The following is an 11,493-nucleotide window of genomic DNA, read 5'->3' as shown; positions in this document are numbered from 1 at the left end:
GCAATAAACGGAGGTAATATAATTTATTTTGATATAAAACGTTTAAGTTCGCTTAAACATTGATTAATCGCAAAAAAGCCTCTTAATACAAATTTTTTGCAAATAAATGAAGAAAGGATAAAATTTTAGATAAAAATTATAAAGATTTGGTGTTTGTACTAAAATGCGCTAATTGTTATTTCGACTTAGTTATATATTAGCTTGATATTAACATACTATATATACAGGCAAGGCACTTATCAGTAAAAAAAGCCAAATACTCGTTGGAAATATAGCTGTTTTCAATGGCGTGAAGTACAGCAATTCGTAGGGGCGCACAGCTAGCTGTGTGCCCCTACCTTGTACTTATTCAAACCAGAAGCGCTATATCCGGCATAATCAGTTACAACGATCGCAAATCGCTGCACAATTCAAAGTGCTAAAAATTCAAATGGCTACTGAGTCCAATGCAGTGCGACAGGCGATCACATCTATGAAGCAATATCAGCAGATGGGAAATACGCGGGCGATCGCTATTTTCTAAATTGAGGAAACAGGACAAGCTTTCAAAGCTGCTGTTGCTAGACTAGAACGGGCTAAAGCGAGATTGAATCCCAGCGATGCTAATGTGGCGATCGCCCAGCTACTCTAGCGCAAGACGTGAGTTGACCAAGTTTATATAAAATAGGAAGATAAATTTGGCTTAGGTTTTTTATGAGTTCCCGCCGCATTCTCCAAGTTGGTGAATCTTATACTTTCAGCCGATATTTTGAATTGCCTTTCACAATTGATGATATTCTAGCCGAATTAAATTGCACTATTGAAAGGAAAAATCTCACATTACCTGAATCATCAGAAATTTTAGACATCCAATTTTTACAGCAGCAACTTCGGCGTAATTTATCTCATATTGATTTAGTTAATGAAACTACTAGACGGGAAGCTTTAATTGGGCCAATTTTGTTTGAAGTATGTGATTTAACTAATCAGAGACTCAATATAGAATATTCTATTGCTGTCAACAATTATCTGAAAGGGACTCTTGACTACTATATTGCAGCACCTCAAAATTTATTAGTTATCGAAGCCAAACAATCAGATTTAGTTAGAGGATTTACTCAACTCGCTATTGAATTAGTAGCACTTGACCAGTGGACTAAATCCACATCTGAACTTCTATATGGTGCAGTTACGACTGGTGAAGACTGGCGTTTTGGGGTTTACCATCGTGCGAATCGTCAGGTGACTCAAGACCAGAAACGCTATCAAGTTCCAGAAGATTTATCTTTGCTGGTAAAAATTATTGTAGGTATTATTTCTGGTTCCTAAACTGGGGACTGGGGACGCAAAGAATAACCAATCCCCAATCCTCAATCCTCAATCCCCAATTTACGTCAATCGATTCAACGCCCTTGAGTTGCCAAAAACTGACGCAAGCTCAACAAACTCAGCGTTTGACCTAAATTCAAGGGCAAAAGTGAAACTCCTTCCAAGCGTGACTGTACCCAACCTTCTCCCCAATACCATTCGTGGAACCCGTCAATGCCTCCGCTAAGTACCAAGCGGAGACAGTTTGATTTGACAACATCTACTTGATGATGAATCGCAACTGGCCCAGTCCAAGTAGTAAACTGGAATCCTGGAAGCAGTTCTTCTGGCATTCCTGGCGCAAAACGTTGCCCTAAGAGCCATTTTTCTAGTTGTACCGGATGCAGCAGACTGTCACGAATTGCATCTGTTGATGCTTCGATTTCGATCCGCAGTTGGCTTTGTTGAAAATTACCCAGCATTTTTATAGGATTACCTAAAGGTGAGCGATCGCTATTTCTAATATTGCAAATAGTTTTGGTCATTAGTTATTAGTCCTTTATCCTTTGCAAATAACTAATGACTAATGACCAATGAGTGCCGTTTATTTGCTTAACACCCTACTACGTTACTTTTCTTGGAACAGAGAACTTAGAATAGAAAAAGTGAACTTGTTAAGAAATGTAAGGTTATTCATGGCGGATCAGTTAATTCGTGCAACAGCAGCCGAAGGTGGAATTCGTGCCGTAGGTGTGATCACCACACGTTTAACAGAAGAAGCACGGGGACGCCACAAGCTTTCCTATGTGGCAACGGCAGCACTGGGTCGAACTATGGCGGCGGGCTTATTAATGGCTTCTAGTATGAAGCGAACTGGGTCAAGGGTCAATGTTCGGGTGAAGGGCGATGGGCCTTTGGGTGGCATATTGGTAGATGCAGGCTTAGATGGTACGGTACGCGGATATGTCGGGAATCCATCTGTAGAATTGCCTCCTAATGCCAAAGGTAAGCTAGATGTTGGTGGTGCTGTGGGTGGTGGCTACCTCTACGTTGTCCGGGATATTGGTTACGGTTACCCATACTCTAGTACCGTTGAACTAGTTTCTGGCGAAATTGGCGATGATGTGGCTCACTATCTGGTGAATTCCGAACAAACACCTTCAGCTTTAGTTTTAGGTGTGTTTGTGGGAGCAGGTGGAGTAACTGCGGCTGGAGGATTACTGGTACAAGTATTGCCCAAAGCTGCTAGAGACGAAGCTTTAGTAGAAACGTTGGAATCACGGGTAGCTGGTCTAGCAGGATTTACGCCATTGTTGCAAGCTGGTAAGACGTTACCTGAAATCTTTAACGACTTGTTGGGAGACATGGGGCTGGTAATCTTTCCCGAACGGCAAATGCTGCGCTTCCACTGTGGTTGTTCTTTTGATCGCGTTCTGGGGGCATTGAAGATTTTGGGAGAAGCAGAACTGCAAGATATGATTGTCAAAGATGATGGTGCTGAAGCAACTTGCGAATTTTGCGGCAACGTTTACCAGGCAAGTAGCGATCAGTTAGCTCAACTAATTGCCGATTTGCAAGCTGAATCTACTGTTTTAGGATAACGTATAAAATAGCACTGATTTTTTATCTTGCTAATGGTACTCTGTGGAGAGAGATAATCAAAAAAGTAGCTTTTTAATGATGAGAAAGTTACTATGTCAACAATGGAATTATCAACCTAAAACAGAGCGCTATTCAATTATTTTGGTGTGAGAGATGACAGAGCGGGATATTCCAGACAGTTGGTCAAGTGCCAATGGAAGAGAGCCAGATCAAAACAAAAGATTATCCCGAACAGAACAATTCGGTGAAACTCAGCCATTTGATGCCCCAGCTGCTGGTTCTAACTCCAAGTCAGTGAAGCGGCGAAAAAAAAACCATAGGAAAGGATTACCTATAAATAGTAATTCAGAAGAAACTGCACAACTCAGTAGTACTGGGAAATGGCCACGCTGGATAAAAAGCTGGACATTATGGCTGGTACTACTAATGTTGATTCCTGGCAGTGTAGGATTCTTGGCAATGGCAATGCTGCTAAAGTTGCCCTCTGCCCCTAATTGCCCCTCGATTTTCTGGCCGCTAGCTAGTGCTTCCGTACGGCTACACTGCGCTCAGTTGGCGGCTTCCAAACAGACAGTGAACGACTTATTACAAGCGATCGCTCTGGTGAAGCAACTACCACAAAATCACCCGTTGCATGAAGAAATTGATCGTTTTATCGAAGAATGGTCGCGGGATATTTTGAAGCTAGCTGATGAAAGTTTCCAAACTGGGAATTTAGACGAAGCGATCGCTACTGCTCGTAAGATACCCGAAGATGTGGCAGCTTATAAATTAGTCGATGAGCAAATTGACAAATGGCAATCAATTTGGTCAAAGGCAGAAGCCACGTACAACGGTGCGATCGCCGAAGTCAAGGAACGGCGATGGCAATCGGCATTTATGTTATCCGCCAAAATGCTACGCGTAGACAATCAATACTGGGCGGGTACTAAATACGACCAATTGAATCGTCTAATTGCCACAGCGCGGGAAGATGGCGATAAGTTAGGAAAAGCTGAAAGTTTAGCAAACAGCAAAGTTGTTGATAATTTATTAGAAGCTATTAAGTTAGCTCAGTCCATTGGGCAAGAAAGTTACATTTACCAAAAAGCTCAGGAAGCGATTCCCGTATTTGGACGCAAAATGCTGGAATTGGCACAGGCAAAACTAGATAAGCAGGATGCGGATGAAGCACTGAATATTGCTAGACAAATTCCAGAGATTGCGAAACTACAGGGCGAAACAGATGACTTTATCGCCATAGCTGACGCGAAAAGAAGTGCTTGGATAGGTAACGTTTCTGGTTTAGAGGCAGCGATCGCCCAAGCACAACAAATTGATCCTTCCAGACCAGTGTATAACGAAGCACAGCAACTGATTGCTCGTTGGCAATTGGAAATTGAAGATGTTGCCAATCTAGAAAAAGCGAGAACATTGGCTAGTCAGGGAACAGTGCCTAATTTAACAGCAGCGATCGCCCAAGTAGAACTCATCCCTGCTAGTAATCCCCGCGCCACAGAAGCTAGGCAAGAAATAGGTCGCTGGCGTGTCCAAGTGGAGACAATTGAAGACCAACCTTATTTAGAACGCGCCGAACAGATAGCAATATTTGAGGATATTAACTCTTTGCAAGCTGCGATCAACCAGGCCAGCGAAATTCGTAGAGGTCGTGCATTATATCCAGAAGCACGGAAAAAAATTCGCACTTGGATCGGAAAAATTCAGCGAATTCAAGACCAACCCTACTTAGATCAGGCACAAGAACTAGCTCAAAGTGGAAATCTCACTGCCGCCATTAGCGCAGCTCAACAAATCGCTTCGTCGGGAAGGGCGCTTTCTGGGGAAGCACAAGCTGCGATAAATGACTGGGAAGGGCAAATCCGCACCAGAGAAAACTGGAGAAAAGCTCAGGAAGTGGGCGCAGCTGGCACCCCAGAAGCCTTAGTTGAGGCAATACGGCTGGCAGAACGGGTTTCAAATAATAGCATCTTGCGTATGGATGCGAATCTGGCTATTGACCAGTGGAGTCAGCAATTGTTAGAAATAGCACGCTCTCAAGGTCAGTCTGATATTGCCAGAGGGATTGAGATTGCCAGATCGATTCCACGCGGTAGTGCTGGTTACAGTGCGGCACAAGAGCAAATTAAGGCTTGGCAGGAATTTCTCAATCCTCAACCTGAACCTCAGCCTCTGCCTCAGCCTCAGCCGGAATCTCTACCATTTCCTCAATCAACTACTACTGATGGACAGTGATATCCTTATTAACAATTTAGTTAAAATTTTTTGATTCAGCAATTTCAAAAGGCATATCAGGGATGCAGGGGTGTCAGGAGAAACTTTCGTTAATGTGTCTCAACTTACAACATTTTTCAAGTAGGGGCGTACAGCTAGCTGTGCGCTCCTACGAAAATTTATTCCCCGATCACTCTCCCCATTCTTTAATTACAGAAAATAGTGATGAGTAATCATCATCAGCAAATGACATTTTCACGGCTGTTTGCAAGATTTGCCGCACACCTTTAATACTGCTGAGATCCAAACTCCGAGATTTCGCTTCTGAGATAAATAATTCTGTATCTTTGAGCAGGTGTTTTGTGGGGAAATTCGGATCAGCATAATTGCCATCCAACATCCGTTGTAGCTTTTTGTCAAAGGTAGGTGCGTAGAGTGGACTGTCGCGCAGTATTTGCATAAACACATCCACATCGACACCCTGACGCTGGACAAAAGCCAGACTCAGAGCAAAGCTAGTTGTTAGAGAAGCTATTAGCTGATTGAGTGCCAATTTGAGCGCCGCCGCAGATCCCACTGGCCCGATAAGTAAAGGTTCTGTCCCAAAATTTTGGAGTAGCTTCAAGTGGCGTTCGTATTGTTCTGGCTCGGCCCCTACCATAATATTCAATTTCCCAGCTTTTGCTTCCGGGATACTCCCTAATACAGGTGCTTCTAAATACTCACCACCACCCGCAACAACTGCATCTCTAATTTCCTGGCTTTCTGTGGGAGTAATTGTTCCCATTTGGATGATTGTGCGCCCTTCCAGAGTTTGCCAAGCAGTATCTGAAAGCAATACATTATAAATGGCCGGGGCATTAGTAAGCATGAGGATTACACACTCAGCAGCACGAATGGCGTGGCGAGGATGTGTGACAATTTCAGCCCCAGCTGCTTGTAATGGTGCTAATTTTTCTGGGGTACGATTGTAGGCAACTAGCTGTATATCTGCGGCTAATAACCTTTGAGCCATTGGTAGTCCCATCAGTCCAGTTCCCAGAAATGCCACCTTCATTTTTCACGTTCCTTTGGTACAGCGTCACCGAAGAGCCTGTTGTAGACATCGCGTTTCTATCGTTTGATTTGAATATCAGTTATCAGTGAACAGTTATCTCTGAACACTGATAACTATTCACTGACTACTGAATATCGTATTTGGTGATTAGCCCCCAGCCGCAAAAGTCACCATAATTATCACTGAAAGTAAAATTCCTGGAGTAAGTAAGGTTACTAGCATTAACAGGTCATGAGTGGACATAATTATTACTTTGGTAGTGTGTTTAACTTTACAGTAATCACTGTTATGCTAGTCTAAATAAGACTGATACTGCATTCCTAAATAGAGTTTTAACTTTTCTTTGTTTACGTTTACTCTGGCAGGGTCAATCCGAGTAGTAGTTGAGAAATTTCTGTATTGTCCAGACCTTTGCTCTGAACTAGGACTCCAAAGCCGCCGAGTCCTGTGGGATCTAGAAGCTGGTGTAGTGAGTTCCGGCGCTGTAGTAACTGTGAGAGGGGTTGCTTTTGATCAGAAAGGGCTGCAATGCGTTCGTCGAAGACGCGGCTTAGCCGTTCGCCTAACCCCAACGCCATCAAAAATAATCCCTGCTGGATAAAACCAACATTTTTTAAATTGCACTTCTGGCCCTGGCGTTCCAAAGCTGTAAAGTCAACATGGGCAGTGATATCTTGTCGCCCAATATTGATATAAGGGTTGTCATGGAAACTATGATGGTAATAACACTGTAGCGTTCCTTGCGATCGCCTGGGATTATAGTAACGGCTGGCGGGGTAGCCATAATCAATTGTTAACACATAGCCGCGCTGCAAGCGGTCTGCTACTATACTCAACCAGTCTAGAGCAGCTAAATTAATTTCACTACGGTAGCCATCTGGATATGCATGGGTAAAGTGGATTCCTACTAAGTCTAAATATTCAGCTAGTTGGGGCGTTGAAGGTTCTCCTGTGACTTCCACAAATGCAAAATTTGACCTCTCCCCCAACCCGTCCTCTATGAGGGGAGGGGAGAAAGACTTACCTTCTAGGGAAGGGGGTTGGAGGGTTAGGTTAACTGAAGTTGTCACATAAATTTCTCGTAGTTCGCCTGTTTCTAGGATGAATTGATGCACGGGGAAAGCATCAACTAATTCATTAGAAAAAAAGCAGCCTGCGATCGCATTTGGTGGTATATCCTCTAAATTACACCAATGCACAGGAAAATCTTGCAAGCGTTGTTGCTGTTGTTGTCTTAAAGTTGGGGATTTTTCAACAATGATGTACTCCAGGGCGGTAAAAAAATCTGGGTAGTGCTGTTGATGATATTTAAGGATATGCAAAGCTAGCAATCCTTGGCCTGCTCCCATTTCTACCAAAGAAAAGGGTACAGGTTTTCCTAAAATCTCCCACATTTGCAAAAATTGTTCTGCTAGTAACTCGCCAAAGTCAGCACAGAGGTTGGGAGAGGTGAAAAAATCGCCACCCTGAAAACCTATTTTGACTGCATCGCTGGAATAGTAGCCATGTTCAGGGTGGTATAATGCCATTTCCATAAATTGGGCAAAAGTAATTCGCTGCTGGGGACTAGTGGTAATGTGATGAGCGATCGCAGCACACAATGCTGGATTTGAATCCATAAAATTTGAGGTTTTAGATTGGGGAATAGAGAAAATAAATGAATTATGAATGATGCCAAACAAAATTCATAATTCATAATTTTCCTAACGGTCTACAAACCCCATAATATCTACCACTGTGGCATAAGCGCTGGCATTGATTGACAGACAAAACTTGGGAAGTTTGCAGTTCCATGCGATCGCCACAAAATGGTTCAGCACCTATTACCTCAAATGCTTATGTCAATACATTTTTCAAAGCAGAAATAGACGGTGCAAAGAAGTAGCCGCCACCAGTAGGAATTACCCAGTCTTCAGGTGCAGTCAACTCCTTAGTTTGAGGTTGATTTTGGTCATCCTCAAAGTGGATAAAGAACTTGCGTGTGCGATCGCCACCTGGTTTGTTATTTTCACTTTGACCAATAATTGGATCGTGACCAAGAGTTAATTTACCTTCAAACTCGTGACCTTTAGCCGCCTCTTCACTAAAGTTTGGCTCGTTAGCCCAGAACTTAGTCACAAACTCAAACTGCTCTACAATCGAAGTCTGATAAGCCAAAAAGTGAAGACCGCGATCAACAAACTTCTCATCTTGTAGCGGATTGTTCGGCGTGGAAGGAGACACCGGGCCATAAGGAATGCCGCGACGGAGTAAGCGGTGTGTTTGAGTCGTCACTTCACTGCGGTCAATCTCTTCGGGCCCTGGGCCTCCACCTCCTGGTGTTTTGTCGTTGCGTGGATAAGTCTTGCGGGTATGGGCAATAAATGGGCAGCGCAGACCTGTTGCATCTTTGGAAGGCGGGACTACATCGTTTTTGAAGAAATTATCTTTCGGTGGATCATCACCATTGAATTCAAAATCATTATTGGCATCGTCATCATTACCCAATTTTGGGGCATCTTTTTCGGGCGTGCGGACAGTAGGAGCGCCACTGGGCCAGCGACCAATCAGCTTTGCGCTCACCTTTCGAGGGTCGGTGTCGAGGTCAGCAGCAGTGTCGGTCAAGAACTTGTGGAACTTATACACATCTTGGCGCAATCGGCGGAATACAAGGTAAGAGCCATCATTCGCCCAGTGTAGTCCTGCCGATACAACCTGACCTTTGCTATCTTCCAAGGTTTCAGCATCATCTTTCTGACCCTCATAGCCAAAAACAAACTCTCCTGGCCACAGCAGATCCTGTCCTGGTTTGCCCTGGTTTTTATTCTCTGGATTCTGCCGAGGAGTGAGAAGTTCTTTAGGATTATCAGCAACCCGGCCACGAATTCCAGGTTGTGATATTCCATCTAGGTTGCCAAAATGCTCATGTCCAGTCAGGGGTGCGGGTAAGTTGGCTCCTTCTTCTAAAAAAGTAATTCTAGCTCCACTGCTCTTAGGCTTACCTTGCTCGTCTGTAAATGCCACAATGCTTTCTAAGATCCGCGAGACTTCTGCCAACAAGTTTGCGCGATCGTCACTGGCAATGATGAAAACCACATCAACTTTGCCATTATCCGGCCCACCCACAACCCAGCCAATAGGCTTACCATCCTTGTCCACCGGGTCGTTGAGATCAGCAGCGCGTGCTGCTAGCCCAGCTTTAAAGGATTCATCCGTAAATGAGTCGGCATCATTGGTTAGTTTCTTCAGCCCCTCAAAGGAGAAAGCTACATTCACCCAGGTTGCCTTAACAGCGCCTTCGCGATTTCGTCGTTTTCTGGTGGACTTGAATAGGCGGTTGAAGGCAATCACTTCTGAGGCGGTGGCAATGAAGTCAATCTGTGACTTAAGCCAGTGCTTAAAAGCTTTTGGATTTTCAATTTCAAGGAACAAGAGGGCTTGGTAGTCTTTATTGAACCCACCTAGAATGTTGCCTTGAATGTTGTTGACATTGAGAATAGGCTCATTAGGTGCAGGAACGTAGAAAAATGCGTTTGTCTGTTGACCTTCTAACGGATCAGGAGCAGGTGCTTCACGAATTATTCGTTGTGTCATGATCAAAGTCCTGTTGATTGTAAAACCTATTAGCTATTTCAGAATGGAAATATCAAATCAGGTATCCCTAATGGGAACCCGTGTTAACTTATTGGAGGTAAGTAAGAGATTTATGCAGCAATTCTACCCATATTTCATGGTTAGGAAAATTGCGTTGTATAAATAAATTCTACATATTTTAAATATGGTAACAAATGGTAGTACGGAGCAAGATATGGCAAAAGTTTTGTATGTCTGCCCCAACTCTGTGACACGCAAGATTAAAGAAAAAGAATTTTAATTCTAATAATAAGTTCAATAATCTAGCGATTCTTAATTGCCAGCAGTTGGCTTTTAATTATCAATTTGGCTGCGTAATTTTACTTTTATATAAAATAAATGTGCTATTTTGCTGGCTATCTTGACTCTCGATAATTATATTTCAATATGATTTGTCACGAAAAACATAATTAAAGCGCCTAACATACAGCTATAGAAAACGGTGCGTTAGGCTAAAGCCGTAACACACCCTAACTTTTGATTTATTTTATAAATAGTCTTTTAGATTTTGATTTTCACTTTTGCGATCGCAATCCTCAGCCCAATTAATCGCCTCCAAAGCAATTTGCTACTTAGGCACTCACCAACGACACCAGCACGCCATTGGGATCGCGGACACGAGCAATCATTTGTCCCCCAGGCTGGCTTTTAGGTGCATCTAGTGTTTTTGCACCTGCCCCGATCGCTCTCATATAAGCGCTGCCAACATCAGGAGTAATAAATGATATCTGGATTGATGCCGGTGGTTGTGTAGCGTGGTTGGGATGGCAGCCACCAGGAAATAACTTCTGTGCTTCGCTACTGGAGGAGAAAGCTAGTGTGGTGTTTCCGGTTTCAATTTCCGCCCAGATAGATTGCCCCTTTTCCAGGAGAGTGCGACGAACTAAACCAAAAGCTTTTTCGTAAAACTCAACCGTCTTAACTACATCGTCTACCCAGATGACCGTGTAACCAAATTTCACAGTTCTTTCTCCTTATTAGAAAAATCAGTGCTGGCGAGTATCTTTCCTATTTAACTGTATGCGATTTGAATACACAGTTACTTAACTCTCCAGAATATTACGATCTGTTGCTAGTGTTTGTGCCCCTGTTTGCATCATTTCTATATCTGATGGCGACCAATAATGAGGCTCTTGACAGTGATGTGCTACTAGCAATCCCCATAATCCTCTAGGTATGACAATTGGTACAACCAAGTTGGCGCGAACCTGCAAATTACGGAGAAAATCTCGGTGACAAGGTTGGATTGGCTCTAATTCAATATCAGCGATCGCCTTTACCCGTCCTGCTAAGTATAAAGCAGCATACTCGTTGTTAAAACAATCATCTGGGCCAGTGGAACCAAGTATTGAGAATTCTTTAGAACTCAAAGATTCAAAAGTCACCTGTCCTTGCCACTGACTGTAAAAATAATACAACACCATCCGATCAACCTGAAGCAATTCTCTGAGTTGATTCGTTGTTTGCCAGACTAACTCATTGCGCTGCATTGTTCTGACAAGGCGATCAAGTAATTTTTGCATACCCTGTTTACTGCGATCGCGGCTCTGGTCAAATTCGGAGTGAGGATGAATTTGCACGGTTCTAAAATTACGACTAAGTAAATCCTGTTGAATTTATATAGTAATTTATTAGACCTTATTTAAATACATTATTGTATTTACAACTGCAATTCAAGATTAACTGAACATCTTACTAGTCAACATTTTCGCAGTATTTAAAAT

The 11,493-nt window shown here is 43.1% G+C and carries 10 protein-coding genes; 4 read left to right on the top strand and 6 right to left on the bottom strand.

The features are described from left to right. Positions 1 to 328 precede the first annotated feature (328 nt). Positions 329 to 523, top strand: a complete 195-nt coding sequence (locus tag ACFFAP_RS29935; RefSeq protein ID WP_375514617.1) for a hypothetical protein — start codon at positions 329 to 331, stop codon at positions 521 to 523. A 170-nt stretch (positions 524 to 693) separates the two neighbouring features. Next, positions 694 to 1,308 carry a hypothetical protein gene (locus ACFFAP_RS29930; RefSeq protein WP_375514616.1) on the top strand — a complete coding sequence of 205 codons (615 nt, stop codon included), beginning with the start codon at positions 694 to 696 and terminating at the stop codon, positions 1,306 to 1,308. A 74-nt stretch (positions 1,309 to 1,382) separates the two neighbouring features. Here ACFFAP_RS29930 and ACFFAP_RS29925 read toward each other — a convergent pair whose 3' ends face one another. Next, complete coding sequence (locus ACFFAP_RS29925) at positions 1,383 to 1,769, bottom strand: hypothetical protein (RefSeq protein ID WP_109006756.1); 387 nt, start codon at positions 1,767 to 1,769, stop codon at positions 1,383 to 1,385. A 213-nt stretch (positions 1,770 to 1,982) separates the two neighbouring features. Here ACFFAP_RS29925 and hslO point away from each other — a divergent pair, with 213 nt between their 5' ends. Continuing rightward, positions 1,983 to 2,888, top strand: a complete 906-nt coding sequence (gene hslO, locus ACFFAP_RS29920) for an Hsp33 family molecular chaperone HslO (RefSeq protein ID WP_375514615.1) — start codon at positions 1,983 to 1,985, stop codon at positions 2,886 to 2,888. A gap of 154 nt (positions 2,889 to 3,042) precedes the next feature. After that, complete coding sequence (locus ACFFAP_RS29915) at positions 3,043 to 5,121, top strand: chromosome segregation ATPase (RefSeq protein ID WP_375514614.1); 2,079 nt, start codon at positions 3,043 to 3,045, stop codon at positions 5,119 to 5,121. Positions 5,122 to 5,290: 169 nt separating this feature from the next. On the opposite strand, the gene ACFFAP_RS29910 is transcribed toward ACFFAP_RS29915, so the two are convergent. The 5 genes from ACFFAP_RS29910 to ACFFAP_RS29890 form a co-directional block, all read right to left on the bottom strand. Beyond that, a complete protein-coding gene (locus ACFFAP_RS29910) occupies positions 5,291 to 6,157 on the bottom strand; it encodes an NAD(P)-dependent oxidoreductase (protein WP_375514613.1) in 867 nt (288 codons plus the stop codon). Between the two features lie 353 nt (positions 6,158 to 6,510). After that, positions 6,511 to 7,776: a class I SAM-dependent methyltransferase gene (locus ACFFAP_RS29905; RefSeq protein WP_375514612.1), complete on the bottom strand. Its 1,266-nt coding sequence runs from the start codon at positions 7,774 to 7,776 to the stop codon at positions 6,511 to 6,513. A gap of 217 nt (positions 7,777 to 7,993) precedes the next feature. Further along, positions 7,994 to 9,730 carry a Dyp-type peroxidase gene (locus ACFFAP_RS29900; protein WP_375514611.1) on the bottom strand — a complete coding sequence of 579 codons (1,737 nt, stop codon included), beginning with the start codon at positions 9,728 to 9,730 and terminating at the stop codon, positions 7,994 to 7,996. A 611-nt stretch (positions 9,731 to 10,341) separates the two neighbouring features. Continuing rightward, positions 10,342 to 10,731: a VOC family protein gene (locus ACFFAP_RS29895; RefSeq protein ID WP_375514610.1), complete on the bottom strand. Its 390-nt coding sequence runs from the start codon at positions 10,729 to 10,731 to the stop codon at positions 10,342 to 10,344. An 81-nt stretch (positions 10,732 to 10,812) separates the two neighbouring features. Next, entirely contained in the window at positions 10,813 to 11,349 is a 537-nt protein-coding gene (locus ACFFAP_RS29890; RefSeq protein WP_375514609.1) for a GAF domain-containing protein, read from the bottom strand. Positions 11,350 to 11,493 lie beyond the last annotated feature (144 nt).

Source organism: uncultured Nostoc sp., from assembly GCF_964245575.1.
Classification (GTDB): Bacteria; Cyanobacteriota; Cyanobacteriia; order Cyanobacteriales; family Nostocaceae; genus Nostoc.
Note: the sequence above shows the minus strand (reverse complement) of the source record. Positions and strands in the feature narration are given on the sequence as shown.